The 17,697-nt window shown below is 70.1% G+C and carries 17 protein-coding genes; 6 read left to right on the top strand and 11 right to left on the bottom strand.

The annotated features are described in order from the left end of the window. The 4 genes from R6V09_RS23685 to R6V09_RS23700 all read right to left on the bottom strand — a co-directional run. The coding region (locus R6V09_RS23685) for a maltokinase N-terminal cap-like domain-containing protein (protein ID WP_317883442.1) at window positions 1-975 on the bottom strand (975 nt) is incomplete at its 3' end. Between the two features lie 28 nt (window positions 976-1,003). Beyond that, a complete protein-coding gene (treS, locus tag R6V09_RS23690; RefSeq protein ID WP_317883443.1) occupies window positions 1,004-2,722 on the bottom strand; it encodes a maltose alpha-D-glucosyltransferase in 1,719 nt (572 codons plus the stop codon). Further along, complete coding sequence (locus R6V09_RS23695) at window positions 2,719-4,710, bottom strand: alpha-1,4-glucan--maltose-1-phosphate maltosyltransferase (RefSeq protein ID WP_317883444.1); 1,992 nt, start codon at window positions 4,708-4,710, stop codon at window positions 2,719-2,721. The genes treS and R6V09_RS23695 overlap by 4 nt, the downstream gene beginning before the upstream one ends. A gap of 74 nt (window positions 4,711-4,784) precedes the next feature. Continuing rightward, the gene (locus tag R6V09_RS23700) at window positions 4,785-5,093 is read right to left on the bottom strand and encodes a DUF5133 domain-containing protein (RefSeq protein ID WP_317883445.1); all 309 of its coding nucleotides are present in this window, start codon (window positions 5,091-5,093) and stop codon (window positions 4,785-4,787) included. 298 nt (window positions 5,094-5,391) lie between these two features. Between R6V09_RS23700 and R6V09_RS23705 the strand changes: the two genes are divergently transcribed. Both R6V09_RS23705 and glgX read left to right on the top strand, forming a co-directional pair. Beyond that, complete coding sequence (locus tag R6V09_RS23705) at window positions 5,392-5,895, top strand: pep a2 (protein WP_317883446.1); 504 nt, start codon at window positions 5,392-5,394, stop codon at window positions 5,893-5,895. After that, window positions 5,892-8,027, top strand: coding sequence for a glycogen debranching protein GlgX (gene glgX, locus R6V09_RS23710; RefSeq protein ID WP_442810115.1), 2,136 nt, complete (start codon window positions 5,892-5,894; stop codon window positions 8,025-8,027). Before R6V09_RS23705 ends, glgX begins: the two co-directional genes overlap by 4 nt. A gap of 3 nt (window positions 8,028-8,030) precedes the next feature. Here glgX and R6V09_RS23715 read toward each other — a convergent pair whose 3' ends face one another. Continuing rightward, window positions 8,031-8,834, bottom strand: a complete 804-nt coding sequence (locus R6V09_RS23715; protein WP_317883447.1) for a VOC family protein — start codon at window positions 8,832-8,834, stop codon at window positions 8,031-8,033. Between the two features lie 144 nt (window positions 8,835-8,978). On the opposite strand from R6V09_RS23715, the gene R6V09_RS23720 reads away from it, so the two are divergent. From R6V09_RS23720 to R6V09_RS23735, 4 genes are all read left to right on the top strand, one after another. After that, window positions 8,979-9,434, top strand: coding sequence for a MarR family winged helix-turn-helix transcriptional regulator (locus R6V09_RS23720; protein ID WP_317883448.1), 456 nt, complete (start codon window positions 8,979-8,981; stop codon window positions 9,432-9,434). Next, window positions 9,431-10,291, top strand: coding sequence for an ABC transporter ATP-binding protein (locus R6V09_RS23725; protein WP_317883449.1), 861 nt, complete (start codon window positions 9,431-9,433; stop codon window positions 10,289-10,291). The genes R6V09_RS23720 and R6V09_RS23725 overlap by 4 nt, the downstream gene beginning before the upstream one ends. Further along, window positions 10,251-11,111 carry an ABC transporter permease gene (locus R6V09_RS23730; protein WP_317883450.1) on the top strand — a complete coding sequence of 287 codons (861 nt, stop codon included), beginning with the start codon at window positions 10,251-10,253 and terminating at the stop codon, window positions 11,109-11,111. The genes R6V09_RS23725 and R6V09_RS23730 overlap by 41 nt, the downstream gene beginning before the upstream one ends. Window positions 11,112-11,300: 189 nt before the next feature. Beyond that, window positions 11,301-11,816: a hypothetical protein gene (locus tag R6V09_RS23735; RefSeq protein WP_317883451.1), complete on the top strand. Its 516-nt coding sequence runs from the start codon at window positions 11,301-11,303 to the stop codon at window positions 11,814-11,816. Between the two features lie 25 nt (window positions 11,817-11,841). Here the strand turns inward: R6V09_RS23735 and hemC are convergent, their stop codons facing one another. The 6 genes from hemC to R6V09_RS23765 form a co-directional block, all read right to left on the bottom strand. Beyond that, entirely contained in the window at window positions 11,842-12,777 is a 936-nt protein-coding gene (gene hemC, locus R6V09_RS23740) for a hydroxymethylbilane synthase (protein ID WP_317883452.1), read from the bottom strand. Window positions 12,778-12,848: 71 nt separating this feature from the next. After that, entirely contained in the window at window positions 12,849-14,417 is a 1,569-nt protein-coding gene (locus R6V09_RS23745; RefSeq protein ID WP_317883453.1) for an MGH1-like glycoside hydrolase domain-containing protein, read from the bottom strand. A 78-nt stretch (window positions 14,418-14,495) separates the two neighbouring features. Continuing rightward, entirely contained in the window at window positions 14,496-15,284 is a 789-nt protein-coding gene (locus tag R6V09_RS23750; protein WP_317883454.1) for an NPP1 family protein, read from the bottom strand. Between the two features lie 123 nt (window positions 15,285-15,407). After that, a complete protein-coding gene (locus R6V09_RS23755) occupies window positions 15,408-16,382 on the bottom strand; it encodes an ATP-dependent DNA ligase (protein ID WP_317883455.1) in 975 nt (324 codons plus the stop codon). Between the two features lie 71 nt (window positions 16,383-16,453). Next, entirely contained in the window at window positions 16,454-17,143 is a 690-nt protein-coding gene (locus tag R6V09_RS23760) for a response regulator transcription factor (protein WP_317883456.1), read from the bottom strand. Then, window positions 17,140-17,697: sensor histidine kinase (locus R6V09_RS23765; protein ID WP_317883457.1), on the bottom strand; the 558-nt coding region annotated here is incomplete at its 5' end. The genes R6V09_RS23760 and R6V09_RS23765, both read right to left, overlap by 4 nt.

Below are 17,697 nucleotides of genomic sequence, written 5' to 3' on the forward strand. Positions count from 1 at the left end.
GTCACGGCCCACCAGCGCGCCGAACGCGGTCCGCAGCCCCGGCACGAACGGCCGCAGCGCGGGAACGGAGTGCGCGGCGGCTTCCAGGCGCTCGGTCATCGCAGCCGCTGTCTCCGTCACGGTCTCCGTACGGTCGGTCTCGGCGACGGGCTCGCCGCTGGACGGAAAAGCCGCGGCCAGCGCGAGATGGATGTCGGCTGTGGCCTGCCCCAACTCGTGTGCCTCGGTGGTGAATTCGTCACCGGCGGCGAGTGCGCGCAGCGCCAGCGCCCAGCCGTCGGAGGCGTCCGGCAGGAACGGCTGGAGCACACCGAGAGTGGCGGCCCGTGGTTCCGCCGTCCGGAACCACGCCACCGGTGCCGGTACCCGGGTGCAGCCCTGCGCCGCCAGCGCCCCCGGCAGCTCCAGGTCCGGGTTGATGCCGGGCTGGATGCGCCGGAACACCTTCAGGATGAACCGGTCGCCGTACACCAGCGAGGAGTTGGACTGCTCGGCGTCCAGCAGCCGGGGTGCGAGCCCGGCGGGCACCGACATCGACGGGTGCGCCTCGAAGCGCAGGGGACCCGCCGAACCGGGGTGCCGCAGCCGCTCCAGCAGCAGTTCCGCCGACCGTGGGTCCTGCAGGGCGTCGTACACCGCGAGCCCGGCCAACGGGCCTTCGTGCACGCGGCCGATGAAGGCCCGGGCGAGCCGTGGCGAGACGTGTTCCCGTACGCCGAGCAGGAGTTGGTAGCAGTCGCCGGGCGGGGGAGTGCCGCCCGGCGCGGGAACTCCCGTGTGGGAGGCGTGGACCAGCAGATGGAGACAGCCCGGGAACAGTTCCGTCGTGGACAGCACGTCGAGGTCGGCCACCGGCCGGTCCTTGCCGGCGAACCAGCGCTGCCCGGGCAGCCATTCGCGCAGGAGCCCGGCGAGCGTGGCCGGGGGCCGGTCGACGCCGGGGCTGTTCAGTCGGAGGGGTGCGGTCTTCGGCATGGTGACGCGTCCTTTCTCCGGCACATCCTCAAAGTCGGCGGCCGATACGGGAAGCGACTCGCGAGAGCCGGAACCAGTAGAAGCCGTGTCCCGCGAGCGTCAGCAGATATGGCAGTTCACCGATCGCGGGGAAACGCACCCCGCCGATCAGCTCCACGGGATGCCGGCCGTCGAACTCCCGCAGATCGAGCATCGTGGGCTGCGCGAACCGCGAGAAGTTGTGCACACACAGGACGAGGTCGTCCTCGTACTCCCGGAGGAACGCGATCACGGCCGGGTTCGTCGACGGGAGTTCGGTGTACGAGCCGAGGCCGAACGCCGGGTTCTGCTTGCGGATCTCGATCATGCGGCGGGTCCAGTGCAGCAGCGAGGAGGGCGACGACATCGACGCCTCGACGTTGGTGACCTGGTAGCCGTAGACGGGGTCCATGATCGTCGGCAGGAAGAGGCGCCCCGGATCGCAGGAGGAGAAGCCCGCGTTCCGGTCGGGCGTCCACTGCATGGGGGTGCGGACGGCGTCGCGGTCGCCGAGCCAGATGTTGTCGCCCATGCCGATCTCGTCGCCGTAGTAGAGGATCGGCGAGCCGGGCAGGGACAGGAGCAGGGCGGTGAAGAGTTCGATCTGGTTGCGGTCGTTGTCCAGCAGGGTCGCCAGTCGCCTGCGGATGCCGATGTTGGCGCGCATGCGGGGGTCCTTGGCGTACTCGGCCCACATGTAGTCGCGTTCCTCGTCGGTGACCATTTCGAGGGTCAGCTCGTCGTGGTTGCGCAGGAAGATGCCCCACTGGCAACTCGACGGGATGGCCGGGGTCTTGGCGAGGATCTCCGACACCGGGTAGCGGGACTCCCGGCGTACGGCCATGAAGATGCGGGGCATGACGGGGAAGTGGAACGCCATGTGGCATTCGTCCCCGCCGCTCTGGTAGTCGCCGAAGTAGTCGACGACGTCCTCGGGCCACTGGTTCGCCTCCGCCAGCAGCACCGTGTCCGGATACATCGCGTCGATCTCGCGGCGGACGCGCTTCAGGAAATCGTGACTGGCGGGCAGGTTCTCGCAGTTGGTGCCCTCGGCCGCGTAGAGATAGGGCACGGCATCGAGCCGGAAGCCGTCGATGCCGAGGTCCAGCCAGAAGCGGAGGGCGGCCAGGATCTCTTCCTGGACGGCCGGGTTCTCGTAGTTGAGGTCCGGTTGGTGGGAGAAGAAGCGGTGCCAGTAGTACTGCTTGCGGACGGGGTCGAAGGTCCAGTTGGAGGCTTCGGTGTCGACGAAGATGATGCGGGCGTCGGGGTACTGCTTGTCGTCGTCGGCCCACATGTAGTAGTCGCCGTAGGGGCCGTCGGGGTCTTTTCTCGACTCCTGGAACCACGGGTGCTGGTCGCTGGTGTGGTTCATGACGAAGTCGATGATGACGCGCATGCCGCGCTGGTGGGCGGAGTCCACGAACTCGACGAAGTCGGCGAGGTCGCCGAACTCGGGGAGGACGGCGGTGTAGTCGGAGACGTCGTAACCGCCGTCGCGGAGGGGGGATTTGAAGAAGGGGGGCAGCCAGAGGCAGTCGACGCCGAGCCACTGGAGGTAGTCGAGTTTGGCGGTGATGCCCTTGAGGTCACCGATGCCGTCGCCGTTGCTGTCCTGGAAGGAGCGGACCAGGACCTCGTAGAAGACGGCGCGTTTGAACCACTCGGGGTCCCGGTCCTTGGCGGGAGTGTCCTCGAAGGTGTCGTGGACCGGTTCGTTGACAGTCATGAAGCTCTTGACCCTCCGCTCTGTGTGGACCGCCGGACGTGGAACACGTGCGCGGGAGCCCGGCCGGGTTCCAGACGCACATAGTTGGTCCTGCCCCACTGATAGGACTCACCCGTCAGTTCGTCGTGCACCGACATGGATTCGTGTGGTTCCAGGCCGAGTTGCGGCATGTCCAACGAGACCGTGGCCTCCTGGGTGTGGTGCGGATCGAGGTTGACGACCACCAGAACCGTGTCCACGCCCGTGGTCTTGCTGTAGGCGATCAGCGCGTCGTTGTCCGTCCGGTGGAAGCGGAGATTCCTGAGCCGGCGCAGCGACGGGTGGCGACGCCGGATCGCGTTGAGCGACGCGATGAGGGGAGCGATGCTACGTCCTTCTCGCTCGGCGGACTCCCAGTCGCGCGGGCGGAGTTGGTACTTCTCGGAGTTGAGATACTCCTCGCTGCCGGGCCGTAGCGGAGTGTTCTCACATAGTTCGTAACCGCTGTAGACACCCCATGTCGGGGAGAGGGTGGCGGCCAGCACTGCCCGGAGTTCGAAGGCGGGCCGGCCGCCGTGCTGGAGGAACTCGTGGAGGATGTCGGGGGTGTTCACGAAGAGGTTGGGCCGCATGTAGGCCGCTGCCTCGCCCGACAACTCGCTGAGATACTCGGTGAGTTCCTGCTTGGTGTTGCGCCAGGTGAAGTAGGTGTACGACTGCTGGAAACCGACCTGGGCGAGCGTGGCCATCATCGCGGGACGGGTGAACGCCTCCGCCAGGAAGATCACGTCCGGGTCGGCGCCGTTGATCTCGCCGATCACCCGCTCCCAGAACAGCACCGGTTTGGTGTGCGGGTTGTCGACGCGGAAGATCCGCACCCCGTGGTCCATCCAGTGCCGCAGCACCCGCACGGTCTCGGTGACCAGCCCGTCCAGGTCCCGGTCGAAGGCGATCGGGTAGATGTCCTGGTACTTCTTCGGCGGGTTCTCCGCGTAGGCGATGGTGCCGTCGGGGCGGTGGTGGAACCACTCCGGGTGCTTGTCCACCCACGGATGATCGGGCGAGCACTGCAGGGCGAAGTCGAGCGCGATCTCCATGCCCAGCTCACCGGCGCGTCCGACGAACGCGTTGAAGTCCTCCAGCGTCCCCAGCTGGGGATGGATCGCGTCGTGCCCGCCCTCCGGCGAACCGATCGCCCACGGGACACCCACATCCTCGGGCCCGGCGGACAACGAGTTGTTCGGGCCCTTGCGGAAGGCCGTCCCGATCGGATGGATCGGCGGCAGATACACCACGTCGAAGCCCATCGCCGCAATCGCGTCGAGACGCCGCGCGGCCGTACGGAACGTGCCGTGCGGGGACTCGGCGGTGCCTTCGGAGCGGGGGAAGAACTCGTACCAGGCGCCGTAGAGGGCCCGCTCCCGTTCCACCAACAGCATGCGAGGTGCGGAAGCCGTCACCAACTCCCGCAGCGGATACCGCTCCAGCACCCCCTCCACCTCAGGCGTGAACGCGGCCACGAACCGCGTCCCCACCGCCAGTGAGTCGTCGCGGAGCGTCTCAGCGGCGGCCAGTACCGCGGCCCGTGCCGGGCCCTCGGGCACCCCGGCGGCGGCGCGCGCGTGCAGCTCCGCGCCCTCCTCCAGCATCAGGCCGACGTCGATGCCGGCCGGGATCTTGATGCGGGCGGCCCGGCGCCAGGTGGCGAGGGGGTCGCCCCAGGCCTCCACGACGTACGACCAACGGCCTGTCGCGTCCGGGGTGACCTCGGCGCCCCAGCGGTCGCTGCCGGGGGCGAGTTCGCGCATGGGGGTCCACGGGCCGGGACGGTCGTTCTCGTCCCGGAGAACGACGTTCGCACCGATCGTGTCGTGGCCCTCGCGGAACACGGTGGCGGAGACCTCGAACGTCTCGCCGACCACCGCCTTCGCCGGGCGCGCACCGCTGTCCACGGCCGGCTGTACGTCACGTACCGGAATGCGGCCGATGGCTGCCGGGGTCGCGTTCATTGGGTCTCACCTCCGCCGTGCTCGTGGCCGGGCTGTTCACCCGGTGGGGGGCCAAGCTGCGCCGGAAGGGGGAACTACCTTCCCGCGGGGGAACGCCGGTCGACGGCGACGGCGACGGGCGGTCCGCGGTGTGCGACGGCCGTCGTACGGGGGCGTCCGTTCTGCTCCTGGAGGTACGAGCCCACACTGCTGCGCAGATAGCGTTCGGCGGCTTCCGCGGCCTCGCGCGCGCAGCGCTTCCCCATCAGCACGCACAGGGTGTAGCCCGAGTCCTCGAAGGTGGCCCGTACCGTCCGGTCGCCCGGCGACGCGAGCATCACACGTTCCCACGCCCGGTAGCGCCGCAGTTGGCGGGCCACTTCGGCCTTGGCGGGTAGCAGCATGGCGCTGTTCACCTTCCGCCTCGGCGGACCGCGTTTCCCGACCGTCGGGTGGCGGCCGTGCACGGAGCGGCATGGCTCCGTCACGGCAGTCGAGGCTTTCACTCATGGTGCACAGGTGATGACCAAGCGTCTTGTTGGATCTTCAACTACCTCACTGGTCGCTCGTGTTGCACGAATGGCCTAGCGCTCGCACTCTGGAGCTGACTCAGAAGCGATCAGTGCTCACGCTTCGTGTTCGGGGCCCCGGCCCCGCAGGGCGAGGGGAAGCGCGAGCTTCGCCGGTAGGGAGCCAACGAAGATGAAGACCGCAGTGCCCTGCTACTACCACCTCGACGTGGAAGTCAGTCCGGAACGGGTCGGGCAGGTCAGGCGCATCCTGGCCGCCCATCTCCGCCTCTGGGACCTGGAGGTCCTCGTGGACCCCGTCTGCCGCGGCGCCGAGCTGCTGCTGCGGGCCATCGACGAGCACGCCACGGACAAGTACACGTCGATCGAGCTCTGGTGGAACGGCCAGCACCTGATCACAGCCATCGGCGACAACGACCGCGATCTGCGCCCGGACCAGGACCTGCGCGCCTGCCTCACCCGGATCGCCGCGATGAGCGACGGCTGGGGCTGCTGCGCCACCGACACCGGAAGCAAGGTCATCTGGTTCTCGCAGCGCGCCCGCAGCGGCGAACGCGTCCCGCGCGTCCCGAGGACACCCGCGCCGCGCCTGCGGGAGATGCTGCAACTTCCCCGCGAGGCACCGGCCCCGCTGCCGGCCCGCCCGACGCACGGCGTCCTGGAGGACGCCCGGTGACCGCGAGCCCGCGCCGGAAAGGGGTGTCCGTCTGGAGCGGGCACCCCTATCCATTGGGTGCCTCCTACGACGGGAAGGGCACCAACTTCGCACTGTTCAGCGAGGTCGCCGAGCGCGTCGACCTCGTCCTCGTCGAGGACGACGGCAGCCACCGGAACATTCGGCTGACCGAGGCCGACGGCTTCGTGTGGCACTGCTATCTGCCGGGCACCGGCCCGGGGCAGCGCTACGGCTACCGGGTGCACGGTCCGTGGGCTCCGGCCGCCGGACACCGCTGCAACCCGGCGAAGCTGCTCCTCGACCCGTACGCCGGGGCGGTGGACGGGCAGATCGACAACGACCCCTCGCTGTACGAGCGTTCGGCCGACCCCGACCCCGGCGACAGTGCCGGGCACGGCATGCTCGGCGTGGTCACCGACCCCGCCTTCGACTGGGGCGACGACCGACCGCCCCGGCGCTCGTACGCCGACACCGTGATCTACGAGGCCCATGTGAAGGGGCTGACCCGTACCCACCCGGAGGTCCCGGAAGAACTCCGGGGCACCTACGCGGGACTCGCGCACCCGGCCGTCGTCGACCATCTCGTCTCGCTCGGCGTGACCGCCGTCGAGCTGATGCCGGTGCACCAGTTCGTGCAGGACGGAGTGCTCCAGGACCGCGGACTGTCCAACTACTGGGGCTACAACACGATCGGCTTCTTCGCGCCCCACAACGCCTACGCCGCGCACCGCGAACGCGGGCAGCAGGTCAACGAGTTCAAGTCCATGGTGAAAGCGCTGCACGCGGCCGGGCTCGAAGTCGTCCTCGACGTCGTCTACAACCACACCGCCGAAGGTAACGAGAAGGGCCCCACCCTGTCCTTCCGGGGCATCGACAACGCCTCCTACTACCGCTTGGTGGACGGCGACTGGGGCCACTACTACGACACGACGGGCACCGGGAACAGCCTGCTGATGCGGCACCCGTACGTCCTTCAGCTCATCATGGACTCGCTGCGGTACTGGGTCACCGAGATGCATGTCGACGGCTTCCGCTTCGACCTCGCGGCCACGCTGGCCCGGCAGTTCCACGAGGTGGACCGGCTGTCGGCGTTCTTCGACCTGATCCAGCAGGACCCGGTGATCAGCCGCGTCAAGCTCATCGCGGAGCCGTGGGACGTGGGGGAGGGCGGCTACCAGGTGGGCAACTTCCCGCCGCTGTGGTCGGAGTGGAACGGCAGGTACCGGGACGCCGTACGGGACTTCTGGCGCGGTGGCGAGCACACGCTCGGTGAGTTCGCGTCCCGGCTCACCGGCTCCTCCGACCTGTACCAGCACAGCCGGCGCCGACCGCGTGCCAGCGTCAACTTCGTCACCGCGCACGACGGGTTCACCCTGCGCGACCTGGTCTCGTACAACGACAAGCACAACGAGGCCAACGGGGAAGGGAATCGGGACGGCGAGAGCAGCAACCGGTCCTGGAACTGCGGGGTCGAGGGGGAGACGGAAGATCCCGCCGTGCTGGAACTGCGCGCCCGTCAGCAGCGCAACTTCCTTGCCACGCTGATCCTTTCGCAGGGCATCCCGATGCTGAGCCACGGCGACGAACTCGGCCGCAGCCAGCGCGGCAACAACAACGCCTACTGCCAGGACAACGAAGTCTCCTGGATCGACTGGGAGTTGACCGACGAGCAGCGCGAACTCGCCGCGTTCACGCGGTACGTCATCGGGCTGCGCGCCGCCCATCCCGTGCTGCGCCGGCGCCGGTTCTTCCGGGGCGAGACCGCCGTGCACGCCGGACAGCCGCTGCCCGACCTGGTGTGGCTGCTGCCGGACGCCCGCGAGATGGCCGACCGGGACTGGCAGCGCTCCGACGCGCACTCGGTGGGTGTCTTCCTCAACGGCGACGCCATCGCCGAACGCGACCCGCACGGCGGGCCGGTCGTCGACGACTCCTTCCTGCTCCTGCTCAACAGCTACTGGGAGCCCGTCGACTTCCGGCTGCCCGACGTCACCTACGGCGAGCGCTGGACGACCCTGATCGACACCGCCGAGCCGCAGGGGACCCCGGACGAGACGGAGCACAAGGCGGGCACGGAGATGGTGGTCGAGGCGCGCGGCCTGGTGCTGCTGTCGCGGCCCGCCCGGCGCTGAGGGTCAGGGGGTCTCGCGCGAGGTCACCGTGAACTGGGCGCCGTCCGGATCGCGCAGCACGGCCTCGTGGTCGTTCTCCCGCAGGATGCTCCCGCCGTGCGATGCCGCGACCCGGGCGCACGACCGGATGTCCGCGACCGCGAAGTGGACCTGCCAGTGCGGGCGGACGGTCGGGTCGGGCGCCGCCTCCAGGGCGCCCGACTCGATCCGGGCCACGACATTCCCGCCGCTGCGCAGGACGACCTCACCGCCCTCGTACCGGACCTCGCAGCTCGCCGGGTCCGCCGACGCCCAGTCGAGGACCTCGCCGTAGAAGATCGCCGCGTCGAAGGCGTCCCGGGTGTGCAGGCGGACGAAGGCCGGGGCCGAGCGGCGCCAGGTCTCCCAGCCGCCCACGAGGTCGCCCTCCCAGATCCCGAAGGTCGCGCCGTCCCGGTCGCCGAGCAGGGCCGCACGTCCTGGCGGGAAGGAGAGCGGGCCCACGGCGACCGTGGCGCCGCGCTCGCGGACCCGGGCCGTGGCCACATCCGCGTCGGGCACGGCGAAGTACGGCGTCCAGGCCACCGCGACCTGCCACATGGAGGCGACCGCGGCCAGGCCGGCCACCGGGATGTCGTTCGCCGTGGCGATCCGGAAGCGGTCGCCGAGCCGGGCCGAGCGCCACTTCCAGCCGAAGACGGCCTCGTAGAACGCCTCGGTGGTCTCCACGTCGCGGCTGGTGAGACTCACCCAGCAGGGGGCGCCGAACATCGAGCGGGTGGAGACGGCGTCCGGCTCGCCGAGGGACGGATTCCTGTCGTGGTTCATGGCAGTCGCGTTCCGATCTCCTGGACCGGCGGCCACCGGTCTCCCCTTCAGTGTCCAACCGGAATCGCTCCCGCTGCCTCCCGAGCGGGTGTCTTGACCATCCTTTTGGGTTAGTTACCTCTGCTAAAGAGGTAATCTCGGGGTGTGGAGACGGAGAACTTCCCGGAAGAGCTGGCCGACGCGCTCGTCGGTGTCCAGCGGCTGATCCGCAGGCGACTGCGCAGCGAGATGACCATGCCGCGACTGCGCGGCGCCGAGGTGGAGCTGTTGCGCCTGGTCGAGGTCCGGCCCGGTATCGGCATCTCGGACGCCGCCAAGGAGCTGTTCCTGGCGAGCAACTCGGTGTCGACGCTCGTCAACCAGCTGGTCCGGGACGGCTTCATGATCCGCGAGACGGACCCCGCCGACCGGCGCGTCGCCCGCCTCCAGCTCACCGAGACGGCCAAGACCCGCCTCGGCGACTGGCACACGCGGCGCGCGGCCCTCGTACGCGGACAGGTCGACCGTCTCGACCAGGCGGACCGGGACGCGCTGCGCGCGGCGATCCCGGCCCTGCACCAACTGGCCGTCAATCTGCACGAGGAGGCCGAGGACTCATGACGCAGGACACCGCCGGCGAGCGGCCCGCAGCCGTCAGCTGCACCCGGCTCGCCTACTCCTTCGGCGAGACCACCGCGGTGGACGGGCTCGACCTGTCCGTGGGGGAGGGCGAGGTCTTCGGACTGCTCGGCCCCAACGGCGCCGGGAAGACCACGGCGATCCGCTGTATCACCACCCTCCTGCCGGTCCCGGCGGGCATGGTCCACGTCTTCGGCCACGACACGGCCAAGGACCAGATGTCCGTCCGCCGCATGCTCGGCTACGTCCCGCAGCAGCTGTCCGCCGACAGCGGGCTCACCGGCCGCGAGAACGTCGCTCTCTTCGCCCGCGTCTTCGACGTCCCGCGCAAGGAACGCGCCGCACGGGTCGCGCAGGCGCTGCGGGCGGTCGACCTCACCGACGCCGCCGACCGGCTGGCCAACACCTACTCCGGCGGCATGGTCCGCCGCCTCGAACTCGCGCAGGCCCTGGTCAGCGCGCCCCGCCTGCTCATCCTCGACGAACCCACCATCGGCCTCGACCCGATAGCCCGCACCAGCGTGTGGGAACACATCAACGCCGTGCGCGAGGCCACCGGCATGACCGTCCTGGTCACCACCCACTACATGGACGAGGCCGACCAGTACTGCGACCGCGTCGGCCTGATGCACCGCGGCCGTATCCGCGCCCTGGGCACCCCGGAACAGCTCCGTGAGGGTCTCGGCGAACGCCGCCGCGCCGACGGCGCCCCCGCCCCCGATCCGCTGCCCACCCTTGAGGACGTCTTCCGGGACATCGCCGGCAGCGGTCTCGAAGACCAGTCAGGAGGTTTCCGCGATGTCCGAAGCACCCGCCGCACCGCGAACCGCGTCGGCTGACCCGGCCCCCGAGTACGACCTGAACCTGCTGCTCACCCCGCCCGAACCCCGGGCCGGCTGGCGTCTGATCCCCGCCCGTGTCATCGCGATGTGCGCCGTGGAACTCCAGAAACTCCGCCACGACCGCACCGAGCTCTACACCCGAGCCGTCCAACCGGCGCTCTGGCTCCTGATATTCGGCCAGACCTTCACCCGCATCAAGGCGATCCCCACCGGCGGCATCCCCTACATCGACTACCTCGCCCCGGGCATCATCGCCCAGTCCGCGATGTTCATCGCCATCTTCTACGGCATCCAGATCATCTGGGAACGCGACGCCGGCATCCTCAACAAGCTCCTCGTCACCCCGACCCCGCGCTCGGCACTGATCACCGGCAAGGCCTTCGCGGCCGGGGTGAAGTCGCTGATCCAGGCCGTCGTAGTGGTCGTCATCGCCGCGATCCTCGGAGTCGCGCTGACCTGGAACCCGCTGAAGCTGATCGGCGTCGGGGCGATCGTGATCCTCGGCTCGGCCTTCTTCTCCTGTCTGTCGATGACCATCGCCGGCATCGTGCTCAGCAGGGACCGCCTGATGGGTTTCGGACAGGCGATCACCATGCCGCTGTTCTTCGGCTCCAACGCCCTCTACCCGGTGGCGATCATGCCCGGCTGGCTGCAGGCGGTGAGCAAGGCGAACCCGCTCAGCTACGAAGTGGACGCCCTGCGCGGGCTGCTGCTCGGCACCCCGTCGCATGTGGGCACCGACTTCGCCGTCCTGCTGGTGGCCGCCGCACTGGGCATCGCAGCCGCCTCCTCCCTGCTCGGACGGCTGGCCCGCTGATCTTGCCGGGGACGTGATGTGCGGCACGCCGCCGACCGCGGTTCGGTGGCCGGAAACCGGATTCTTCCTGCGCACGGCTTGATCAGTGATCAAGCGGGCGAAAACGCTGGCCACAGCGCATTCTGCTCATTTGACAGTGCGCTGAGCACACAGATAGGAAGCAGCTCTCTGAGGCCGAGAGGGTGGACTGTGTACGAGCCGAACGTGGTCGGGGACTGGCACGAGTACGACGAACATGCCGGTCTGCGTGTCCGCGTCCACAGCCTGGCGGCAGCCGAGCCGCCGCGCGGACGTGACGACGCGGCCGAAGGGCTGACCTACTTCACTCTCCGTGTCACCGTCGAGAACCGCGGCGCCCGACACCTCGGCATCCACCTGGAGGACGGCCAGATCGACGTCAGGGTCGGCCCGGACGGCGAGAGCGCCTTCATCGACTGGCGCAGCTCGCAGTTCATCGAGGGCTTCGACGTCTATCCGCTGCGCCGCGCCACCGCCGTCCTGTACGCGGCCGGCCCGGAGGCGTCCCTGACACAGGTCGACGTACAGGTGCAGCTGCGGGTCGAGGAGGAGTGGACCGAACGGCGCCTGTGGGCGGGCGGTATCGGTCTGTGCGAGGAGGCCGTCGCGGCCGGTGCCGGGCGGGACGGCCTGGCGCACCAGATCAGCAACTTCCTCCGCGACCAGGCGGAACCCGGCACCCCCTGAGACCTGCGGGTCCGGGGCCGCCGGGTCAGTGCGGGATGCCGTCGATGATCTCGCGGGCGCCCTGCCGCAGCAGCGCCACCGCCACCGACGTGCCGAGCGTCGCCGGGTCAAGCCGTCCCGCCCACTCGTGGGCGTTCAGCCGGGTCTTGCCGTCCGGGGTGAACACACAGGCGCGCAGCGACAGTTCACCGCTCCGGTCGACCTGGGCGTACCCGGCGATCGGGCTGTTGCAGTGCCCCTGGAGGACATGCAGGAACATGCGCTCCGCCGTCGCCTCACGATGCGTCTCGGGGTGACCGAGAGCGCTGATCGTGTCGATGACGTCGGTGTCGCCCTCACGGCACTGCAGGGCGAGGATGCCCGCGCCGATCGGCGGCATCATCGCCTCGGCGGACAACACCTCGGTGATCACATCGCACCGGTCGATGCGCTCAAGGCCCGACATCGCGACCAGCAGCGCGTCCGCCTCGCCCGCCGCGAGCTTCTCCAGCCGCCGGTTCACGTTGCCGCGGAACGGCACGCACTCCAACTCCGGGTGTGTGGCGGCGAGTTGCGCGACCCGGCGGACCGAGGAGGTGCCGACACGGGTACCGGCTGGCAGCTCGTCGAGGGTGAGCCCGCCCGGGTGGATCAGGGCGTCGCGGATGTCGTCCCGCTTCAGGAACGCGGCGAACGTCGTACCGGCCGGCAGCGGACGGTCGGCGGGCACGTCCTTCATGCAGTGCACCGCGAGATCCGCCTCACCCGCGAGCAGCGCGGCGTCCACCTCCTTGGTGAACGCCCCCTTGCCCTCGACGGCGGACAGATCACCCATCCACTTGTCGCCGGTCGTCTTCACCGGCACCACCTCGGTGCGCACCTGCGGATGAAGGACGGCCAACTCGGCGCGGACACGCTCCACTTGGGCCAGCGCCATGGGCGAGTCGCGGGAGACGATTCGGATCAGTTCGGGCACGGACATGCCGACACGATAGACCGTCCGGCACCCCGCCGTGGACCGGACCCCGACACCGGGCGAAGGTGACGCACGCGTTACGCCGTGTCGCTTAGCACCACGTGCAGGGTGCGGTGACCGGTCCCATCAGCGGGTACGACCGGTTCCCCCGGCCGCCCGTCGACCGTGCACGACCGCACCCGGCTCCCGCCGCCGCTGAGCGTCACGTCGAGCGTCATGCCCCGGTACCGCAGCCCGCGCAGACTCACCGCGCCCCAGGACGGGGGCAGACACGGGCGCAGCCGCAGGGCGTCGTCCGTGAACGTCAGACCGAACAGCCCGTCGTGGACCAGGCGCAGATACGCCGTCGCCGACCAGGTCTGGTCGGGCTGCGAAACGAAGTGGTCGGCATGCCCACTGGCACCGCCCTGCCAGCCGCCGTCCACGGCACCCGTCACCGAGTCGTACAGCTCGTAGAAGCCACCGCTCGTGGCGATCAGGCCGGCGAGGGTGTCGACGGCGAGGGCGAACGGTTCGGTGCGGCCCGCGTCGGCGGCGGCCTGGCCGTACAGCCCGTGGACCATCGGCCACACCATTACGTTGTGCCGACCCGGACGCCGGTCGTCGAAGCGCGGGAAGTGCGGCCAGACGTTGACGATGCCGTACGGCTGCCAGTGCGTGGAGTCGAGGATCCGGCCGGCCCGTTCGCCGTCGGCGACGCCCAGGAGGACGGCGAGGGCCAGTCCCGCGCCCTCCTGAGAGGTGTCGAGGTGCCCGGCGAGCGGGCCTTCGCCGTGGACGAGGTAGCCGTAGGTGCCCGCGTCCGCGCGCCACAGGTGCCGGTCGATCGCTGTGCGCAGGTGCTCGGCGTCCGAGCGCAGCGAGGCGGCCTGCACGGGGCGGCCGAGGGCCTCGGACATGGCTGCGAGGGCGAGATGGGCGCCGTAGTAGAGGCAGTTGGTCGACAGGCACATCAGTTTGTCGGTGTGCGGGTGGTCCAGGACGAAGGAGGAGTGGACCGATGTCGAGGCGGGTGGGCTCGGGTAGCCGGAGATGCCGTCGTTCATGAAGCCCGGGCCCTCGAAGAGACCGAGCGACGGGTTGAGGTGCTGGGCGCGGCGGGCCGCGAGGGTGCGCGCGGACGTGTCGTGCGCCTGGGCGAGGAAGTGACGGTCGCCGGTGATCAGGTAGTGGTGGTGCGCGGCCAGGACCCACACGATCTGGTCCCACCACTGGTTGTCCTGCTGGACGACGAGCCCGTCCCGTGCGCGGTCGACCACGGACCACAGGGTGTTGCGGGCGACCTCCGGTGCCAGCAGGCTGACCCCGCTCCACGTGTTGACGGCCGCGTCCCGTGTCCAGCGCTGCGGCGCGGGATAGCCGCCGCCCGCGCGGACGACGGTGCCGGGCGGGTAGGTGAGCAGGCCGGCCTTGTCGTACACGGAGCGGTCCGCGCCGATGGTGTTGGCGCCGGACACGGACCTGAGCGCGGACGAGTACAGGGCGCCGAGCCGGCGTTGGGTGGCCGGGTCGTCGAAGGCGAGGGTGGGCATGGTGTATCCGTTCCCGGGGGCCGGGCCCTGTGCACCCGCAGGGATGGCCGTCGCCCCGGCGACACCCAGGGCGATGAGCAGAGCCCTGCGCGAGATCCCGCGTTCAGCTGCCACGTTCCGTCCTCTCGGGCTCCCGGCGTCGAGATGACTCCCGGGAGCCCTGAGAACGATGGTGCCCTGTCGACGGTACTGTCAGGCGGCCGGGTCGAACGCGATTCCGGACGGCTCGGCCGACGTCAGGTGGGCCACGAAGTTCGCGTCCTTGAGTCCGAAGTTGGCGCTGCCGAAGTCGTAGGCGCTCAACTTGTCGCGCAGGCCCGCCGGGTAGCCGTTCCAGCCGACGAGCGGCGGGTACTGCCAGGTGTGCTTGTCGTTCTCCGGCGGCTCGTCGTTCGCGTTCCCCAGTCGGAAGTCGTGCGTGCCGATGCCGTCCTTGTGATAGACGATCTTGGCGTGCGTGCCGTCGAAGCGGACGTCGGAGGCCGCGTGCACGGTGAACGAGCCGTGGTTGGACGTCGACACGTACTGGATCGTGCCGTTCTGCACCCACACCACGACGTGTTCCCAGTCGTTGCGGTGCCCGCCGATGCTGGAGTTGGCGACGGCCTGGTCCTTCTCGAAGTACAGGCCGTACATGTACGCGCACCAGCCGTTGTTGCACTTGTAGCGCGAGTAGCTGTTGGTGTTGTCGAGGTCCGAGGCGTCGTGGCACTCGCCGCTGAGCGAACCCGTCGGGTTGAGGCCGCCGTTGATGGTCCCGTCGGGGCCGATCGCGGGCGTCGGGTAGCAGCCGTCCGTGTCGTAGTCGAAGGCGGGAAGATACGTCTTCTCCGCCGTCTCGGCGTTCGCGGGCAGCGCCGCGGGCGGGGCGGCGAAGGCGGCGGAGGGGAAGGCGATGACGAGTACGGCGGCACCGCCGAGACCGGCGAGCCACCTTCCGCGGCGGGTTCGGGACTTCTGGGACGACACTGCGTCCTCCATTTCGGGCGCAGCCCAACGGCTGTGGATGGAAAGGGCTTTCAGAGTCCCTACTTTTCATGTACGCGCCAAGGGGGTGAGGTGTCACGATGGTGACACGACGCCCAATACTTGATCTACGCAAGTTCATCGGTTCTCCGGCAGGTCGGCGGCCGACTCCTCCGGTGCCAGGTCGGGGCGCAGCCGCAGCCAGGACGGCTGACGCAGCATCCCGGCCCGGGTACGGGTGCTGTAGCGGACCTCGCCGACCAGCCGGGGCACCACCCAGCGCGCCCCGGCCACCGCCGGTACCGGATCGAAGGGGCAGCTGTCGGTGCCGGCGGCCCGCAACAGCGCGGCGAGTTCGGTACGTTCGGCCTCGCTCCAGCCCGTGCCCACATTGCCGACGTACCGCAGCCGCCCGGCCGCGCGCTGCCCCACCAGCACCGCGCCCGGCAGGCCCGACAACCGCCCCTTGCCAGGCACCCACCCGCCGACGAGCACGTCCTCGCTGCGCAGGTTGCGGATCTTGATCCAGGCCCGGGAACGCATCCCGGGCTCGTACCCCGAATCCAGCCGCTTGCAGACCAGGCCCTCCAGTCCGTGTTCCCGGGTGGCCCGCAGCGCCTCGGCGCCATGTCCGGTGAGCGCGGCGGGAGTTGACCAGTTCGGGCCGTGCAGGCCCAGTCGCTCCAGCTCGGCGCGGCGGTCGGCGTAGGGGAGGGCGAGGAGCGGCCGGTCGAGGTGCGGGATGTCGAACAGCACCAGATGGACAGGGGTGTTGGCGGCCCGGTGCGCCGCCAGAGCGGGCGATCCGGTCAGGCCCATCCGGTTCTGCAGCAACTGGAAGTCGGCGCGCCCCTGTTCGTCCAGAGCCAGCACCTCACCGTCCAGGATCGTCGGCGTGGAACCCAACACGCGGCCCAGGGGCAGGAGTTCGGGATAGGCGCCGGTGATGTCCGCACCGGAGCGGGCGCGCAGGAGGACACTGCCGTCGCCGGGGAGGTACATCAGCACGCGCTGGCCGTCCTGCTTGGTCTCGTAGGCCCAGCGGGTGTCCTGTCCGGCGGGCGGGAGGGCGCCGGGCGTGGCGAGCATGGGTGCGATGTGGGGGAGGGGCACGGCACAGGTGTCGACGGCGAGCGGGGGCGGCACGCCTCTTCGGCGGAGGGTTCCCCTGAACGGGCGCTCCGTCAGAGCGCCGGGCCGGACGGTGGCGGCGCCTGCACCAGCCCCGACTGGTAGGCCATCACGACGAGTTGGGCCCGGTCGCGGGCGTCCAGCTTCGTCATGGCGCGATGCACATGGGTGCGGACGGTCAGCGGGCTGACGTACAGCTTCTCGGCGATCTCGTCGTTCGAGTACCCCTCGGCCGCCATGGCCATGATCTCGCGTTCCCGGGCGGTGAGGACGCCGAGCCGGTCGGGCGTCGCCAGCCGGGCGCCCGGCGCGGGTGTGGCCAGGAAACGGGTGATCAGGGTGCGGGTGGCGAGCGGGGAGAGCAGGGACTCGCCGGACGCGACCGTGCGGATGCCGGAGAGCAGCGCCTCGGCGGTGACGTCCTTGCCGAGGAAACCGCTTGCTCCCGCCCGCAGCGCCTGTGCCACGTACTCGTCGACCTCGAAGGTGGTGAGGATGAGGACGCGTGCGCCGGACAGCGCCGGGTCGGCACAGATGGCGGTCGTCGCGGTCAGTCCGTCGGTGCCTGGCATGCGGACGTCCATGAGGACGAGGTCGGGGCGGAGTTCACCGGCCAGCAAGATCGCCTCGGCGCCGTCGGCCGCCTCGCCGACCACCTCCATGTCCTCGCAGGTGTCGATCAGGATCCGGAAGGTGGCCCGCAGCAGGGCCTGGTCGTCGGCGAGCAGCACACGGATGGTCATGGGGTTCTTTCTTCCGGTTCCGGGGCGCTGGGGTACAGCGGCAGTTCGGTGGTGACCTCGAAGCCGCCCCCGACCCGGTGTCCGGCCCGCAGGGCACCGCCGACCGACCGGGCGCGCTCCCGCATCCCGATCAGCCCGAAACCCTGGCCCGGGGGCGGCGCCGGGACGGTCGTCGCACCCGCTCCGTCGTCGGACACGGTGACGGTCAGACGGTCGTGGGAGTAGCGCAGACGCACATGTGCCGACTCGGTCGTGGCGTGCTTGCCGACGTTCGTGAGCGCCTCCTGCACGATCCGGTACGCCGTCAGGTCCACCCCGGCCGACAGCGGGCGCCGCTGACCCTCCGTGGTGACGGTGACCGTGAGTCCGGCGCCGGCGAACGCGCCGGTCAGCTCGGCGAGTTGGGCCAGCCCCGGGCTCGGGGCCAGCGGTGTGCCGGGATCGCCGGCCCGGCGCAGCAGACCCACCGTGCCCTTCATCTCGCGCAGCGCGGAGGACGTCGTAGCGGCGAGTTCCGTCAGGATCCGCTGCACATGGTCGGGATGGGTGCGCGC

The sequence above is a fragment of the Streptomyces sp. W16 genome (assembly GCF_033194735.1).
Classification (GTDB): Bacteria; Actinomycetota; Actinomycetes; order Streptomycetales; family Streptomycetaceae; genus Streptomyces.

What these genes read in the sequence shown, in the direction of transcription:
- R6V09_RS23705 (WP_317883446.1), top strand. Translation starts at nt 5,392, where the DNA reads ATGAAGACCGCAGTGCCCTGCTACTACCACCTCGACGTGGAAGTCAGT.
- R6V09_RS23725 (WP_317883449.1), top strand. Translation starts at nt 9,431, where the DNA reads ATGACGCAGGACACCGCCGGCGAGCGGCCCGCAGCCGTCAGCTGCACC.
- R6V09_RS23760 (WP_317883456.1), bottom strand. Translation starts at nt 17,143, where the DNA reads ATGACCATCCGTGTGCTGCTCGCCGACGACCAGGCCCTGCTGCGGGCC.
- R6V09_RS23695 (WP_317883444.1), bottom strand. Translation starts at nt 4,710, where the DNA reads ATGAACGCGACCCCGGCAGCCATCGGCCGCATTCCGGTACGTGACGTA.
- R6V09_RS23750 (WP_317883454.1), bottom strand. Translation starts at nt 15,284, where the DNA reads ATGGAGGACGCAGTGTCGTCCCAGAAGTCCCGAACCCGCCGCGGAAGG.
- R6V09_RS23730 (WP_317883450.1), top strand. Translation starts at nt 10,251, where the DNA reads ATGTCCGAAGCACCCGCCGCACCGCGAACCGCGTCGGCTGACCCGGCC.
- R6V09_RS23700 (WP_317883445.1), bottom strand. Translation starts at nt 5,093, where the DNA reads ATGCTGCTACCCGCCAAGGCCGAAGTGGCCCGCCAACTGCGGCGCTAC.
- R6V09_RS23715 (WP_317883447.1), bottom strand. Translation starts at nt 8,834, where the DNA reads ATGAACCACGACAGGAATCCGTCCCTCGGCGAGCCGGACGCCGTCTCC.
- treS (WP_317883443.1), bottom strand. Translation starts at nt 2,722, where the DNA reads ATGACTGTCAACGAACCGGTCCACGACACCTTCGAGGACACTCCCGCC.
- hemC (WP_317883452.1), bottom strand. Translation starts at nt 12,777, where the DNA reads ATGTCCGTGCCCGAACTGATCCGAATCGTCTCCCGCGACTCGCCCATG.